The 16,829-nt window shown below is 32.6% G+C and carries 10 protein-coding genes and 2 pseudogenes; 3 read left to right on the forward strand and 9 right to left on the reverse strand.

Annotation, left to right across the window (positions count from 1 at the left end):
- Positions 1–8 precede the first annotated feature (8 nt).
- Together tagD and H9655_RS09140 are read left to right on the forward strand one after the other, a co-directional pair.
- Positions 9–401: a glycerol-3-phosphate cytidylyltransferase gene (gene tagD, locus H9655_RS09135; RefSeq protein WP_191813176.1), complete on the forward strand. Its 393-nt coding sequence runs from the start codon at positions 9–11 to the stop codon at positions 399–401.
- A 74-nt stretch (positions 402–475) separates the two neighbouring features.
- Positions 476–1,582 (forward strand): CDP-glycerol glycerophosphotransferase family protein, encoded by a 1,107-nt coding sequence (locus tag H9655_RS09140; protein ID WP_191813177.1) that lies wholly within the window; start codon positions 476–478, stop codon positions 1,580–1,582.
- Between the two features lie 14 nt (positions 1,583–1,596).
- On the opposite strand, the gene H9655_RS09145 is transcribed toward H9655_RS09140, so the two are convergent.
- Positions 1,597–2,631, reverse strand: coding sequence for an acyltransferase family protein (locus H9655_RS09145; protein WP_191813179.1), 1,035 nt, complete (start codon positions 2,629–2,631; stop codon positions 1,597–1,599).
- A gap of 182 nt (positions 2,632–2,813) precedes the next feature.
- Positions 2,814–5,237: an N-acetylmuramoyl-L-alanine amidase gene (locus H9655_RS09150; protein ID WP_191813180.1), complete on the reverse strand. Its 2,424-nt coding sequence runs from the start codon at positions 5,235–5,237 to the stop codon at positions 2,814–2,816.
- Between the two features lie 254 nt (positions 5,238–5,491).
- On the opposite strand from H9655_RS09150, the gene tagU reads away from it, so the two are divergent.
- Positions 5,492–6,415: a polyisoprenyl-teichoic acid--peptidoglycan teichoic acid transferase TagU gene (gene tagU / locus H9655_RS09155; protein WP_191813181.1), complete on the forward strand. Its 924-nt coding sequence runs from the start codon at positions 5,492–5,494 to the stop codon at positions 6,413–6,415.
- Positions 6,416–6,465: 50 nt separating this feature from the next.
- Here the strand turns inward: tagU and tagH (H9655_RS09160) are convergent, their stop codons facing one another.
- From tagH (H9655_RS09160) to H9655_RS09190, 7 genes and pseudogenes are all read right to left on the reverse strand, one after another.
- Complete coding sequence (tagH, locus tag H9655_RS09160) at positions 6,466–8,028, reverse strand: teichoic acids export ABC transporter ATP-binding subunit TagH (RefSeq protein WP_191813183.1); 1,563 nt, start codon at positions 8,026–8,028, stop codon at positions 6,466–6,468.
- 121 nt (positions 8,029–8,149) lie between these two features.
- A pseudogene (gene tagH / locus H9655_RS09165) lies at positions 8,150–8,935 on the reverse strand (teichoic acids export ABC transporter ATP-binding subunit TagH); the annotation flags it as partial.
- 14 nt (positions 8,936–8,949) lie between these two features.
- On the reverse strand, positions 8,950–9,783 hold the full coding sequence (locus H9655_RS09170; protein WP_191813187.1) for an ABC transporter permease: 834 nt from the start codon (positions 9,781–9,783) through the stop codon (positions 8,950–8,952).
- A 165-nt stretch (positions 9,784–9,948) separates the two neighbouring features.
- Positions 9,949–12,474 (reverse strand): glycosyltransferase, encoded by a 2,526-nt coding sequence (locus H9655_RS09175; protein WP_191813189.1) that lies wholly within the window; start codon positions 12,472–12,474, stop codon positions 9,949–9,951.
- Between the two features lie 41 nt (positions 12,475–12,515).
- Positions 12,516–13,409, reverse strand: coding sequence for a UTP--glucose-1-phosphate uridylyltransferase GalU (gene galU, locus H9655_RS09180; protein ID WP_191813191.1), 894 nt, complete (start codon positions 13,407–13,409; stop codon positions 12,516–12,518).
- 183 nt (positions 13,410–13,592) lie between these two features.
- A pseudogene (locus H9655_RS09185) lies at positions 13,593–14,440 on the reverse strand (IS3 family transposase); the annotation flags it as partial.
- A 241-nt stretch (positions 14,441–14,681) separates the two neighbouring features.
- Complete coding sequence (locus H9655_RS09190) at positions 14,682–16,643, reverse strand: CDP-glycerol glycerophosphotransferase family protein (RefSeq protein WP_191813193.1); 1,962 nt, start codon at positions 16,641–16,643, stop codon at positions 14,682–14,684.
- Positions 16,644–16,829 lie beyond the last annotated feature (186 nt).

The following is a 16,829-nucleotide window of genomic DNA, read 5'->3' on the forward strand; positions in this document are numbered from 1 at the left end:
TAACTCTAATGAAAAAGGTAATAACATACGGCACATTCGACCTACTTCACTGGGGTCATATTAATCTTTTAAAACGCGCTAAAAGCCTTGGTGACCACTTAACAGTCGCTATTTCTTCCGACGAATTTAACAAATTAAAAAATAAAGAAGCATATCACTCATATGAAAACAGAAAAATGATTCTTGAATCTATTCGATATGTTAACAAAGTAATCCCTGAGAACACCTGGGAACAAAAAATAGAAGACATAATTAAACATAATATTGACATCTTTGTAATGGGTGATGATTGGGAAGGGAAATTTGATTATCTAAATGAATATTGTGACGTAATTTATTTACCAAGAACGGTTGGTATCTCTACCTCACAAATAAAACAAGATCTCTTTAAAGTAAAGTGATGATTAGAGAACTTCTAATATTCTTTTATTTATTTACTTTTCGTTTACTTTTCCAACTCTTTAAACTATTTCCTGTGCAAAATAAAGTTGTTTATGTCACTTCCTTTTTAGAGAATAATATTAATATATATAATGAACAAAAGCGACAAGATTATACTTGTCGCACTATTTTTTTAACAAGGAAAGACTTCATTAACTACCTTACACAATATAAAGATGCTCATACAGATATTTTATTATTTAACTTGCGGTCACCTTTCCAATTTATAAAAGGGATATTTCACTTAGCTACATCTAAAGTAATCTTTGTAGATAATTATTTTGGCTTCTTATCCGCAATCAAGTTTAAAAAGGATGTAACTTGCATCCAACTTTGGCATGCAAATGGAGCTATAAAAAAATTCGGTTTATTAGATCCCGGAAACAACACACGAACACCTGCAGCAATGAATCGATTTCATAAAGTCTACAATCAATTTCATAAGATTATCGTTGGTTCAGATAAGATGCAAGAAATATTCAAAAAGGCTTTTGGATTAGATGATTCAAGATTTATTAAATCTGGTATTCCTCGAACTGATATCTTTTATAATCAGGTACTCATAGAGGAAAAAAAAGAGCAGTTATACCGTAAGTTCCCACATTTACGCGGAAAGAAGATTCTTTTATATGCACCTACGTATCGAAACGAGGATCTTGAAAATTTTGAGCTAAACCTTGATTTGGAATTGATGACTACAGAACTTGCAACAAGAGGGTATATTTTATTACTTAAATTACATCCTGCAATTAAACAAGGTGTTGACATACCTAAAAGTTGTAGTCATTTTGTCTATGATTTCTCAAAAATGTCTAACACCAATGACTTGCTCTTTATTACTGATATTCTAATTACTGATTACTCATCATTGCCTTTCGAGTATTCTATCTTAGAAAAGCCCATGATTTTCTATCCATATGATTTTGACAAATATAAAAATGAAAGAGGCTTTTGGGAGGATTATCATCAATTAGTTCCTGGGCCAGTAGTTTCATCTACTTCAAAAATAATCTCAACAATAATTGAAAGTGACTTTAATATAGATGAAGTAAAGAAATTCAAACAAGAATGGAATCAATATTCAAACGGAAATTCCAGTAAAGAAATAGCTAAATATATTCATTCACTCATTAATAAGTAAAACAACTCCCCAAATTAATTCAATTGAGGAGTTGTTTTACTTTTATCAAACTTTCGTTTTGTATTCCCTATTATATATTTTCCAAAGGGTAGGAACGAAATCAATTTTATGAGCACCATTGAGAAAGCAACAGAGAATAAAAATAATATTACAACCAAAACATATGGTGATAAATTAGGTATACTCTCTGTCAAGTAAGGCGTAAAAATCCTTTGTACTTGCCAATGAACAAGATAAATACCTAATGAATAGTTACTAATTTTATTTACTATATTTATGTTCGGAAGTAGTTGCCCCCAAGCTAATATCGTCAAGCTTATTGCTATAGATAGTGGGAAAATATCTAGTCTTCTAGAATCAACTTGGTTATAACCGCCTTCGAATCCAATTAAAATAAGTATGATTACATAAGTTAATGCAATTGTCGGAATCCATTTATATGTTTTCAAGAAACCTATAATTTTTTCATAGTAAGCCCCTATTAGAAACGCAACAGTAAAATAACCAAACCAAGCAGTAAAAGGCAATTTCAACATAGCTCTGTTCTCAACTACAAATGGAATTTCACTATTTAAGATATATAAGTGCGCCACCATAATTAAGATACTCCAGGGCAATAATTTCAAAACCGAAATCCTGAATTTTACTATCAGATAATGTAAAATGTAAAATTGAAAGATAATTAAAATAAAATAACCTATAAAATTACCCATTAAATTACTTTGAATCTTAGCTAAGATGTTTATACCACTTTCCGACATATAGTTCACTACTAATGCATCTATAATAGCAAAAGCAATGAATGGTAATATAATTAGCTTTATTCGTTTTGTGAAAAAATTGGGCGGTATCTTATCCTTATATCTATTTGCTAAAATAATTTCTGATAAAACTATAAAGGTAGGAGTGGCATAAGTTAAGAGCACTCTTAGAAAGTACATATTTTCTATACTAGGATATCCGAAAGACCTACCAATTTGTGTTGAACTATGCAGGAACACAACACTTAGACAAGCTATTGTACGCAATAGGTTCCATTCTCTCACCATTTCTTTACAAACTCCATTTCTTTACAATATAAAAATTTAATAACTTTTTAAATATAACATATAAAATTTGCTAATTAAATATTAATCAGGAAATACCATTTTATTATATTACCACTAATTAGTATTATTGATAACTTAAAAGGTGATTCTTTTGTAAGAACCACCTTTTAGAAATAATATAATTAATTAAAATACTGATTTAACCCATTAAAAATTCCTTTTGCTGCCTTTTGTTGATAAGCAGCTTTAGTAACAGTATCGTATTCATTAGGGTTTGACAAAAATCCTAGTTCGACTAATACAGAAATATTTTGATTCTCACGTATGACATAAAAATTCCCATTATTTTTAACTCCACGATCTCTTAGCCCTGTTTCAGCAATAACTCCATCTTGAATTAACTGAGCTAACTCTCGTTCGTCTTCGTTAGAAGGTAAATAATAGGTTTCAATACCGTGTGGGCTGGGGTCTGGATTTGAATTATAGTGAATGCTAATGAAAGCATCAGCATTATATTCATGGCTAATTTCCACACGTTCAGCCAATGTTAAATATACATCGGTAGAACGCGTCATAATTACCTCAGCTCCTTCTGCAATTAAATAAGAGCGAAGATAATTAGCTGTGTTAAGATTCAAATCTTTCTCTATACCCATTGCCCCGGGATCATGACCACCATGACCAGCATCCAGCACAATGACTTTTCCTTTTAAGCCTTTTTCCATGGTGTTCGTTTTAATATAACCAGTATGTGCTTTTCCGTTTACATACACAGTCACTTCATGCCAATTCGAAGTGAAAGTTTTATATTTTATCTTAGAACCTTTACTATAACTTTTAAGTACACTTGAGGTAGTAGATGCCTTTTTATAAACAGTCACTTCCGACTGTGCCGTACCCGTGATGCTTTGTTGCGGATTCTTACTATTTTCAACATCTTTTTTATTGATATAACCTTTTGTTGCTTTTCCATTCACATAAACGGTTGCTTCGTACCAGTTATCAGTGTATGAACGATATTTAAGGATTGAACCTGAACTATAGCTTTTCAGTACATTGGATGAAGCAGATACATCTGCATACACCTTTGTTGGCGAAGCAGTCGCAACCCCTCTGTAATTCGTTCTAGTTACACCTTCATCCATCATTGCATCTTTCTGAATATATCCAGTTGTTGCTTTTCCATTCACATAAACGGTAGCTTTATACCAATTCTTCGTGTAGGTTTTATATTTAAGAGTACTACCTTCACTATAGCTTTTTAGGATACTTGAGCTAGTGGAAGTACTGCTATATACATTGACACGTTTTTTTGCAATGCCACTTAGTGTCTCTTGCTTCGCATCATCATTGATTACATCATTTTTATGAATATAACCTGTAGTTGCTTTACCATTGACATAGACAGTCGCTTCGTACCAATTCGCAGTATGTGTTCTGTATTTAATACTTTTTCCTTCATTATAGCTTTTCAACACATTGGATGACTTTGATAATCCGCTATACACATGAAGTTTTTCATTTTTCACCACACCATTTAACGTAGATTGTGGTGTGTTTTCTGGGATCACATCATCTTCGTGGATGAAGCCATATTGCCATTTACCATTTGCATAAACTCTTGCCTCATTCCATTGTGCAGAATAAGTACTATACATGACAGTATGTCCTTCATTATAACTCTTTAAGACATTTGAGCTTTTAGAAGGCGTAGCATAAACATGTAGATTTTTGTTATACACGATTCCTCTTGAACTCTCTTGCTTTTCAACAAGTAAGTCAACATCATCACTATTGATGTAACCCGTTACGGCCTTACCGTTCACATAAACGGTTGCTTGCAGCCATTGATTATTCGACTTTTCAAATTTAAGGATTTTACCTTGTGAGTAGCTCTTTAACACTGTAGAATTTCGACTGGATTCTGCATAAACATTTGTGGGGTTTTTAAGTGCAACACCTTGTACAGTAACTAAAGCTTTACTCATGAGCATCCTTGATTTTACAGGTTCTTCATCACTTACTTCCTGTTCATCTGGTACAGCTTGTTGTTCTTCGTCTTGTTTTAATTCATCTGTTTGACTTTCTTCAGTGAGTTCATTCTCTTCAGTAAGATTATCTTGTTCTTCTGTTGAGTCAATAGAAGTATTCTCCTCACTTACCGCCTCTTCCTCATTAGGAGCATTCTCTTGCGGTTCTTCTGTCAAAGGGGGCTCAATTGCTTCTTCCGCTTCTTCCTGTTTCTCATCGCTCAGCTCTTCTTCAGTAAGTTTATCTTGAACAATTGCATATTCATCAATTTCTTCATTTAGGATGTAGCCAAGCACTTCATTCTCTTCTTCATCCTTTGTTTGAATATAAGAGTACTCTTCTCCTTGTTCAAGGATTTCAAACACTGAATCTTTGAATAAATGATATAAAATCTCGCTTTCTTGTGAGTCTTCAAGGTATACAGCAACTTGTTGCTCTTCATTTACAACATATGTAATTGGTTCTTGTTCAACACTTTTATCATTTATCTCATTCGCATATCCTATATTCGAAGTTACACTGAATACTAATAAAGCAATAAGAAACATGGAAATATGTTTCTTTAGTTTAGTCATTTTCTCCTCCTTTTCTAAAGTTATGATACTTTATAACTATTTTTCCAGTAGTGCTAAATTCTACATACCCCACCATTCATATTAACATATTAAAATATGACAGTATTTATTATTTTTTTTACATTCACTTTACGAATAAGAAGAGTTTTTGTCTAATATTGTCTATTTTACATTTATTTTATATCCACTGAACTAATAATTTGGTATTCTATAACATATATCAAAAAAATTAACATTTGTATGGGGGAAAAGAAATGCGTAGCCAACCTAAGAAAAAAAAGCGGTTATGGTTAAAAATAACCGGTTCCATTGTTCTGCTAATGGTCATTGCAGTTGGTATTTATGGGTTTATGGTCTATCGTTCTGTTTCAGGGGCTGTGGAAACGATGCATCAACCAATCAAGTATAAAACAGAGAAAAGAGAGCAGGACCTTACACTGACTGAAAAAGAGCCGTTTTCTGTTTTAATGCTCGGAGTAGATGAAAGAAGTGGAGACAAAGGGCGTTCTGATACGATCATTGTTATCACTGTTAATCCAAATGACCAATCGATGAAAATGTTAAGTATTCCAAGAGATACACGTACTGAAATTGTTGGTAAGGGCATTGATGATAAGATTAATCATGCTTATGCATTCGGCAATGAGGAAATGGCGATGGCCACAGTAGAAAACTTCCTTGATATCCCAATTGATTATTATATCAAAGTAAATATGGAAGGGTTTAAAGATATTGTTGATGCGGTTGGAGGTATTACAGTGAACAGTTCCCTCGCATTTGAACAGGGGAATTCTTCCTTTTCAGAAGGGACAAACACCTTAAATGGCGATGAAGCATTATCTTATGTCAGAATGAGAAAAGAAGATCCAAACGGGGACTTCGGTCGTCAAGATCGTCAGCGTCAAGTGATTCAAGGGGTTATTAAAAAAGGGATGAGCCTTAACACCCTCACAAACTATGATAACATCTTAGGTGCGTTAGGTAAGAATGTTAGAACGAACTTATCTTTCAATGAAATGCGTGATATCCAAAAAAATTATAAAAATGCAGTCGGGAAAATTGACCAACTAACCATATCTGGCAATGGTCAACGCATCAATGACATTTGGTATTTAATCGTTTCAAATGAAGAAAAATCAAAAGTACAAAATGAATTGAAATCACACTTAGATATATAAGAAGAAAAGTCTTATTCTATGAACCAATTAGGTTAAGAATAAGACTTTTTTTAACTTCTTTTAATCAACTGCAGTGAGCTTATTGTTCCATCTTCTACACTTTGAAATAAGTAATCAAATTCTTCTCCATGATATAAGAAAGATTTCGTCTCTTCTAACTGCATATCTGGTTCTCCCAATTGATTAAACAATGTATCTGTAGACGGACCATTCATATCAATAACCACGCCATTAATTACTTCATCTTTATATATATATTCTGCATGTTCGAGAGGTTCATCCAACACTTGTCCTTCTCCTAAAGTGTTCCTAACTCTTTCTAAAGGGAACTCAAGGCCGACAATGCCATTTAATTTGGCATCCATCTCTGGGTCAACAACTGTATTATTTAATCTAGCCAAAACCGTTGTACTAACCCAGCCTTCGTCATTATCATTTTGTTGGATTTTAGCCCATCCATCCTTCTCTTCTAATACTTCGTATGGAAACCCAAAAATAGCAAAGTCTATTGCTTCACTCTCCATTGTTGGTTCTTGTCTTATATTAGCACTTGAGACCGTTACATACCTTATATCTAATGATTTACCCTTTAACTCTTCTTCGACAACGTTCGGTTCTTCTAATGCGGCAGATGATTTGTTCTTCACAGCCGGAGTCGATGAGTTATTGTTATTTATTAGAAATAGTGTGCTAACGGATAGTAATATTAAGAGTGTACTTAATCCTAAAATAAATTTCCATTTTTTATAACCAGGCTTTGTTCGCTGACTATCATCAGAACCAATGTTAGTATTTTTGGGTTCAGTGTTGGTATAATCATTCAACTGACTACGCCTATCTAAAATGTCCTGCCTGAATTTCTTCTGTTCCTCTTTAGATAAAGATTTAAAATCCTTTAGGAACTTTTCATACTTTGGAATGATTTCTCCGATTGTACCGTAATCTCTCACTTCTCCCGCCTCTAGCCATAAGGCTTTATCGCAGAATTTCTTTACCTGTGCAATACTATGACTAATGAAGAAAATTGTTTTACCTTTTTGCTTATATTCATTCATCTTATCTAAACATTTATCAGTAAACGTTTGGTCACCAACCGAGAGGGCTTCATCAATGACAATAATATCAGGATCAATATTAACAGAAATAGCAAAACCTAATCGAGACTTCATACCACTAGAATAGTTTTTAACTGGTTGGTCGATAAACTTCCCAATATCAGCAAAGTCAATAATCTCAGGCATCAATTGCTTAATTTCTCTCTTATTAAATCCTAGCATGAGACATTTCAATTCAATATTCTCTCTGCCTGTTAATTGATTGTTAAGACCTGATGCAATAGCAATAAGCGACGCACTACCATTAATCGTTATATTACCAGTGGTGGGAGGTACTACTCCCGTTATAAGATTGGACAGCGTTGATTTTCCAGCACCATTAATCCCAATTACACCAATGACATCCCCTTGGTAAGCAGTGAAATTGATGTGTTGCAATCCGTAGAAATCTTCACCGTATCCTTTAGGTACGAATATATCTAATAGTTTTTCTTTGTTGTTTTGATACATTTTAAAACGCTTCGTTACATTTTCAAAATGAACTGATTCAATGGCCATGTCTTTTTCCCCATTATTTATTAAATTAGTCCTTTTTACTATACCAAATTTTGCAAAGAAAAAAAGGCTAAAAATCAATTTAGCCCCGCACTTAATAAACATTTATTTAATTTGTAACAAGTCCTGCTTGCTTCTTCATTGCCTTCTCTTTAAAAGCACGCTTCTCGGAAGCACTCATCGCTTTATATTCCTTTAAGAAAGCCTGATATTTTGGCATTACTTCTTTAATCGGACCAAACTCTCTCACTTCACCATACTCCAGCCAAAGTGCCTTTTCACAGAAACGATTCATTTGACCAATCGAGTGACTAATAAAGAAAATTGTTTTTCCTTTTGCTTTAAACTCATTCATCTTATCTAAGCATTTATCCGCAAATGTCTGATCACCGACTGAAAGTGCTTCATCAATCACTAAAATATCCGGATCAATATTTACTGAAATGGCAAAGCCTAAACGTGATTTCATCCCACTGGAATAGCTTTTGACTGGTTGATCAATAAATTTACCAATATCAGCAAAATCAATAATTTCCGGTTCTAGCTCTTTTATCTGCGCTTTACTAAATCCGAGCATCAGACATTTTAATTCAATATTTTCACGCCCTGTTAATTGGTTATTCAAACCCGAATTTACAGCAATTAATGCCGTCTTCCCATTGATGGTTACCTCACCTGTAGTAGGTGGGATAATGCCAGCAAGGATATTGGACAGCGTGGATTTACCAGAACCATTCACTCCAATAAATCCAACAACATCACCTTTTTCAGCTGTAAAACTAACATTTTGCAATGCGTAAAAATCTTCACCGTAACTTTTTGGTAATAAAATATCTAATAACTTTTCCTTATTACCTTCATACATTTTATATTTTTTTGTAATATTGTTTAAAATAACTGAATGTTCCATAATTCACATCCATCTTATAGAAAGTCTACGAAGCGATCTCTAAATTTCACATGTAAAATCGAACCAACGACAAATAATAATATAGTAATTCCCCAGAAATAGAGACTATATTCCCAATTCACAAATGGATACCAATTTAGACCTAAGATCGTCGCCCGATATCCTTCTGCTAAGTAATAAATCGGGTTCAGCTGCATTAATGTTGGCACTATCTCGGGCTTTAGTGCATATGGTGGCCATAAAAATGGAGATACATAAATAAGAATCCTCACGACTGATTGAATAGCCATTTGAAAATCACGTACAATTGTTGAAATAGTAGAGGTGATTAGTGAGAGCGCAACCAAGAATATTAGGGTCGCTAACATCATATAAGGTAATTGTATATAGTATACAGAAATTGGATAACCCATAAATTGGAACATAATGAGTACAATAACTAGTAACATTAAATGTTGATAAAGCTTTGCAAAAATCACATAGGTAGGTATGACACTCATTGGGAAACTCATTTTGGATACCATCTTGATTCTTGAATAAACTGATTTTGACCCCATTGTGATCGATTGACTAATGAAGAACCAAACGACTATACCTGATAACATCCAAGAAAAATAGGGGATATAAACTTCATCACCTATATTCACATCAGGTCTACCAACAGATCTAAATATCCCATAGCCAAACACAAACCAATAGATCGCAATTTGAATCATAGGGTTGATAATTTCCCATAGAATCCCTAAATAGTTGTTTCTGTTCGCACTTTTCATTTCATAAACAGAAAGGCGTCTAACTAAATAAAAACTTTTGATTTGTTCTTTTAAAACTGTCACTACAGAACGCATGCGTTTTTCCTTTCCGTGCCTTTAATTTTCTTTTAACAATGAATTACTCTCCCCGAGAAAATATTTTATCATTGAATGATGAAATTGTCATTTTCTGTTGCGACAGAGCAAAAATAAAAAGGGAATTAAAAGATAAATAATTCCCTTACATTACCGATAACAATATTATAATGATTTACCTAGTACTTTACCATAAAATTGGTTTAATGCTTCTTGATTATATTGTTCGTCATGAAATAAACTTCTCTCAGGTAAACATTTTTGTCGGTAACGCTCAACAAATTGAATTAACTTTTCAGCCAATGCTTCTTGATTGTTCTCTACTAACTCACCATAGCCTTCTTTAAGGACACTTCTAACACCTGTTACATCTGTTGCTATAATCGGTTTACCTATAATCAATGTCTCGAGTAGAACGAGTCCTTGCCCCTCATAATTTGAAGAAAGGACAAAACAATCACACTGATTAATAAGAGCAAAGGGATTAGATAGTTGCCCCACTAAAATAATGCGATCATTCATTTTTAACTTATGAATAAGAGATTGCAATGATTCTTTAAGTGGTCCTTCCCCAACGATATAAAGCTTAATATCTTGATCGTATTGGTATAGAGTCCAAAATGCATGAATTAATTTTTCATGACCCTTTTCAGGTGAAAGTCTACCGACAGTGACAAAGTTCACATCTCCCTCTTCAGGAGCAATGACTCCTTGAATAGTTAACTTAACAGACTCGGCTAATTGGTCCGTAACAAGATAATTATTCCCGCTAACTTCGATATAATCATACTGATTCATCAGTGTCTTTACACGGTTACTATCAACTAGATTATTGACATAAGTCATTTTTTTGTGACTATCTGGCACTAACTGCTGTAAGTTTTTCATATTCGTTTCATGCGTCGATTCTGCTACTGAGATGATTCTATCATAATATTTATAAATAGAGAAAATCACTTTTAGATTCTTTTTATGTTTAAATTTCCCTTTGATTTTCTTATTAAATTCTTCCATCATATCATTATGAAGATAGATAGATTTATTCTTTATTCGCGAAAAGGCAAACAAGAGACTCCAAAAATCATTATAACCACCAAAATTTATTGCATGATCAAAATTCACATCACCAACTAACCGACGAAACTCATTATAATATAAATGTGCTGGGAGTACCTTTTCTACGATTTGTCCACTGACACCTCGATTCAAGATCCACTGATGTTTATAGCTATCGAGAACTGTTCTACCAAGAACCCCAGGTCGATAAATAAAATGAACGTTAGGGTTAGCTCTTTTAATATTCACCCATTTTTCTTCAGAACCTTTTGGATTCTCTATGACAACCACTTCGTATTTATCATAATCAATCGCATTTAATAAGGTTAAAGCAGACATCGTTATGCCATTGTTATAGAAAGCTCCGCAATACATAATAATTTTCTCTTTATTTGTTTCCGTTTTGATTAAATGTTTCTGTTCGTTGTCTAATAGGATTGATAACAGTCTTGAAGCAGCCTGTCCATCATCATTATAACAAAACTGATCTTGATATTTTTTGTACTTCTCATTATATATCTCTTGCTCTAAGTCGATATTTTTAATATACTCAATCACTTCTTCTAATTGTTGAGTGAGTGGTCCAGGTAATTGATCAATCGGGAGATAGAATCCTCTCTCATGACTATATTGTTCAATATCATCTCCATAGAAAATGACTGATCGCCCGGTCGGTAAGAAGTCAAAGAAAATGCTAGAATAATCAGTTATTAAAATATCGACTGCTGATAGTAATAAATTTGTATCGATGCCATTTGGTACACATAGCTCTTGTTTTTGATTTTCCTCAAAGTACTTAAAAGCAAAATAATGAGACTTCAGTAATACAGTATATTCACTGCCTAATTTCCTCTTTAATTGGAGGACATCCTGAAGTAATTGCTCACTCATATCTGCCTCATCTCCTACCGTCCCCCGCCAGGTTGGAGCATATAATATCACCTTCGTTCCACTCGGTACCCCTAATTGTGATAATACATTCTCTTTTGAAGCATGTAGTGTTTGATCGACACGAGGATAACCAATATCAGCTACATAACCTGGAAAGATTTCATAAATATCATGGGAAGACAATAGTTTTTCATATGTAAACTGATTAGGACTAACTAATATATCTGTTTGCAAAAGATTTCTCTGGATATTCATATGATCGGTCATACCCGCTAGTTTAATATCCTTGCCTAACGTCTTAAGAGGTGTCCCATGCCATGTATTCACATATACTTGACCTTCTCTTTTTATGAAATAATAAGGAAAGGACGTATTATTAATTAAATATTTGGCAGTAGCTAAGGATTTTAAATAAAGATCATCATCTACTGCCACAACTTTAATATTTTTTCTTTTTGGTAATGCGTCTACAAAAGAATCTTTTTCATTCACGACTATAATATGAAGAAACTGATCGAAATCAGTTCTTTTTTCAAATGCTAAAAAAATAGCTAGTGGATTACACGTAAAACTCTTACCATGATATGCCTCATACAAAATCACTCGATCTTCCACTTTTAAATGATTCACATAATAATTATACTTCGCGCGAATCTTAAACCGTTCATTCCTAATATAATCACGTATAGGTTGTTTAATAAAAGGAACTTTGCGACTGAAGTATTTCATTAGATTACTTGCCAAAATGATCTGCTCCTCTTTCATTAAAAATGTGCTAATTACTACTATTTTGAGTATTCTTTATTTTTATTTGATTCTACTATATTTACTAATATTTTCATAATATCTTCTTTTAACTCCTCATTCTGGAGCGAGAACTCTATCGTAGTTTTAATAAACCCTAATTTTTCTCCTACGTCATATCTTGTTCCCTCAAAATCATAGCAAAATACCGACTTATATTCATTCAATGCTTGAATAGCATCAGTCAATTGAATTTCCCCACCAGCACCAATCTCTTGATTTTCTAGATACCTAAAAATATCAGGGGTCAAAACATACCTTCCCATTATAGCTAGGTTAGAGGGGGCAGTACCTTTTAAGGGCTTTTCAAGAAATTGACACACCTCATACAGTCTACCATTATTACTTAATGGATCAATAATACCATAACGATCGGTTTCATCTGCTTCTACAGTCTGAACACCTACAATTGAACTCCCAAGTAAATCATATTGATTTATTAACTGTTTAATACATGGGACATCACTTTGCACTATATCATCACCTAGTAACACAGCAAATGGTTCATTGCCAATAAAATTCCTTGCACACCAAATTGCATGTCCAAGACCTTTTGGTTCCTGTTGTCTTATATAATGAATATTGGCAATTTTAGAGGGGTGTCTTACCCTTTCTAAAATATCTAACTTACCTTTATCTAAGAGGTTCTTCTCTAACTCTGGAGCATAATCAAAATGATCTTCGATTGCCCTCTTTCCTTTCCCTGTTACAATGATAATGTCTTCAATACCTGAAGCTACAGCCTCCTCGATTATGTACTGAATGGTCGGCTTATCCACAATAGGGAGCATCTCTTTAGGCATAGCTTTTGTAGCTGGTAAGAACCTTGTTCCTAATCCGGCTGCTGGGATAATGGCTTTTTTGACTTTTTTCATTAAAACACCCCGCAAAAAATAATTTAATTTAGATTCTTTAATAATTTTAATTATCTTACCATATCTTGTAACATTTTAGGATATTTTGTTATAAAACCTTACAAAAAAGAAGGCCAGGACAAAAGGATTTAACTAACAAAAATTCGAACCATTATTTTAAATACACCTATAATGAAGTGACCCCTAAAAATTAGACATGGTTATTTCATTAGGCAACTCGGGTAAATGAGTTCCGTATTGCACCGGACTCATTTTATATTTCGCCTTTATGCGTTTCGTGTTGTAGTATTCCACATATTTTTTTATTTCTTTTTTGAAATGCCCTACACTTTCATTTGATAGTGCCACCCTTGATCGGAAATGTATCAATAGCTGGTGGTCCTCTGGTAAACGTGCAAATGCTAAATGCTTGATCTACATTTCTAAAACAAGAGAATAGGTTGGCTTTGGACCAATTGTATAGGCCATTATTTCTCCGTTAAACAAGTCCAATACAGGTGATACATTTAACTTCTCATCAAAAAATTTAAACTCTGTAATGTCCATTACCCACTTTTCATTTGGTGCTTGAGCCGTGAAGTTACGGTCTAAAATATTGGGTACGATTTTACCAACCGACCCTTGATACGATTTATACTTTTTCATTCGTACAATACACTTTAAACCAAGCTCTTTCATAATGCGTTGAACATTCTTATGATTCACCTTTTTCCCTCGATTCGCCAGCTCATCCTGAATACGACGAAAGCCATAATGGCCTTCGTGTTCCGTGTAGATTGTTTGAATTTCTGCCTTGAACTTCAGCAGCCTGATCGGATCGATTCCTCTTCTTTATTAAATCGTAATACTTGCTATGTGGAATCTTTGCGCATGCCACATGTGCCTTCACCGAGGATTTTTGCTTTAATTCACAGATTACTTTTACTTTGTCTTCTTGGTGATTTCTCCTTGGCTTGAACTAAGGCATTCAACTTTTTTAATTGCATTTCCATACGTAGACGGTCGATTTCTGCTTGAAGGTTCTGTAGTGTCTTCTACTACTCCTTATTTGAACCCCATTATATTCATATTGTTTATTCCATTTGTGAAGAGATTTATCGTTCGTACCAATCGATTGTGCAATAGATAGAGTGCTCTATTGACAACAGTTAACTTTTCCTCAGCATTAATTTTGACCATAGAGAAACTGCATCTCCAGTTGTTAGATTGTGCCTAACAATTGGGGTGCAGTTTTCCTTTGGACATAGATAAATTAGTTATGTCTCACATATTCTAGTTTTCTATAACATAATTATAACTTTCGGTTCCAACTTCTTGACTTAGTATTTTATCATATAAATATTTATATGTGTTTTCTGTGTTATTACCATCTTGATATTCCACTAACGTTCTATACTTTTTCACGTATAATTCCTTTTGGGGATTATGATAATTTTCCAAAACCAATGAATGTATATCTTCAAAATTATATGCTATATCACCAAATGCTATATTCTTTTGCAATATATTAGGAGCTCCGTATTCTTTTTCTGCTAAAATTTTATCTCCCCAAAAAAAGAGCACGTTACTTCCCCCAGCAAATCCATAAAACGAAACAGAAGAATAATCAGTAATTAGAACCTTTGTTTTCAACAAAGCTTCTTTTATATCTCCTTGGTATAGGTATTTCTCATTTTTATGATAAATTGATGGGAATTGGGCTTTTAAGATATTTTCTGACTTTGGATGTAAAACAATATTAATTTTTTTGTCTTTATAAAAACTATTATTTTCAATCATCTCTATGAATTGGATATACCTTGAAATATAACTATGTTTCTCTAATTTTCCTGTTAAGTCCCAAGGTCTCCATGTTAATAAAAAAGTTATTTCATCTTTTATTTTGTCTCTAGAATCCACGTAAAGATCTAAATTGGGGAGCCCCGTTTTTATTAATTCATTACTAGAATAATTAGTATAATGAAGAAATTTTCCCTTTTCAAATTCCGAATTCACAACTATAAAATCAGGCGCAATTGGAACCCTTGTGTTATAGTACCCTCTCTCAAAAACATTAGTTGCTAAGCAAACTCCATGTTGTAAAAATATTTTCTTTTTATTAAAAAGAATTTTCCTTTTTAATAATTGGTCATTATCATATAACCTTCTTTGTATATGTGTAACTAAATCTGACGATATAAAGCTATTTGCTAAAAATATTCGATAAAATGCTGAAAAAGAATTTTTAGCAAATATATTTCTTGGGTAGCTTTTTTTCAGCATGTCATAGTTATTATTTTTCTTATCAAGAATATAAACAGAATTCTTATCTTTTTTAACTGCCCTTTTAAATAATTCAAAACCTGATTCAGAAGCGCCCTCACAAAATTTCTCAAAATATATATTGTATATTCTTTTATTTTTATTTATTAAGCTAAACAAATACGCAATTGACTCGATGAATTTAATTCTATTTTTTAATTCACTAGTGATGACTATTACAAATTGACCGGTTATAGATTTTCTAACAAATATCTCAATATTATTCCTTAGTACTCTACTAGAGCGAGTATTAAATAAATAGTGTCTTTTGTGATATTTATCTTTAGTATTTCCCTTTAGATTAAAGTAATAATTAAATTTTTGATTTATGACTTTAATAAAGACCGGCACATTAATATTACTATCTATAGTATACTGCTTGTTAATATGAGCTAATGGAGCTCTCGACCAAAATATATGAGTTAACAGAGCTATTTTATTTGTATTCATTGAAAACATCTCTCTTAAGAATTTAGGAAAGAGAAAATGAACTTTTAAATTTTGAGCTTTATTATAACCTAAGGAAAGTTCTACATCTTTATATGAATATGTTCGAAATCTTAATAAACCAATAAAAATAATACTTTGAAAAAGATTAAAAACTTTAATATTAACGAAAGGCGATTTTTCTACTTTATCTATTATTTCCCGCTCACTTAAAGTCTTATGCTTTTTAGTTTTTACAAAAGATAATTTATGATGTGTATCAACATAAAATATTATCTTAAATTTAGAGAATTCTTCCACGCTAACTATAGTCATAGGATCAATATCTTTCACAATGACAGGCTTTTCAGATTTACGATTGTATATATAGTATTTATGGTTTATATTTCCTCTTTTTTTCAACAATATTGTGTTTCCATTAAAATCGCAATATCCGTCATTCAAAATCATTTCATTACTTTTATCATAGGTATAAAAATCTAGCATTTCCCATCACCCCTTATAAAACCGACATTTGAAAATAATCACATTTTCAAATTATAACATATAGTTACTTTTTAATGTATTAAAGAGAAATAATTACAATTAGAAGTATAGCTCAGTCTTTAACAGTTCTTAAGTTTTTTATAAAACTAATAAAAACAAGAGGATATTAATTAAAATTTGGTTTTT

This window comes from Cytobacillus stercorigallinarum, assembly GCF_014836495.1.
GTDB classification, from domain to species: Bacteria; Bacillota; Bacilli; order Bacillales; family Cytobacillaceae; genus Cytobacillus; species Cytobacillus stercorigallinarum.

Excerpts from the sequence above, each read along its gene's own strand:
- tagD (WP_191813176.1), top strand. The coding sequence starts at position 9 with ATGAAAAAGGTAATAACATACGGCACATTCGACCTACTTCACTGGGGT.
- H9655_RS09150 (WP_191813180.1), bottom strand. The coding sequence starts at position 5,237 with ATGACTAAACTAAAGAAACATATTTCCATGTTTCTTATTGCTTTATTA.
- H9655_RS09190 (WP_191813193.1), bottom strand. The coding sequence starts at position 16,643 with ATGCTAGATTTTTATACCTATGATAAAAGTAATGAAATGATTTTGAAT.
- H9655_RS09170 (WP_191813187.1), bottom strand. The coding sequence starts at position 9,783 with ATGCGTTCTGTAGTGACAGTTTTAAAAGAACAAATCAAAAGTTTTTAT.
- galU (WP_191813191.1), bottom strand. The coding sequence starts at position 13,409 with ATGAAAAAAGTCAAAAAAGCCATTATCCCAGCAGCCGGATTAGGAACA.
- H9655_RS09145 (WP_191813179.1), bottom strand. The coding sequence starts at position 2,631 with ATGGTGAGAGAATGGAACCTATTGCGTACAATAGCTTGTCTAAGTGTT.
- tagH (WP_191813183.1), bottom strand. The coding sequence starts at position 8,028 with ATGGCCATTGAATCAGTTCATTTTGAAAATGTAACGAAGCGTTTTAAA.
- tagU (WP_191813181.1), top strand. The coding sequence starts at position 5,492 with ATGCGTAGCCAACCTAAGAAAAAAAAGCGGTTATGGTTAAAAATAACC.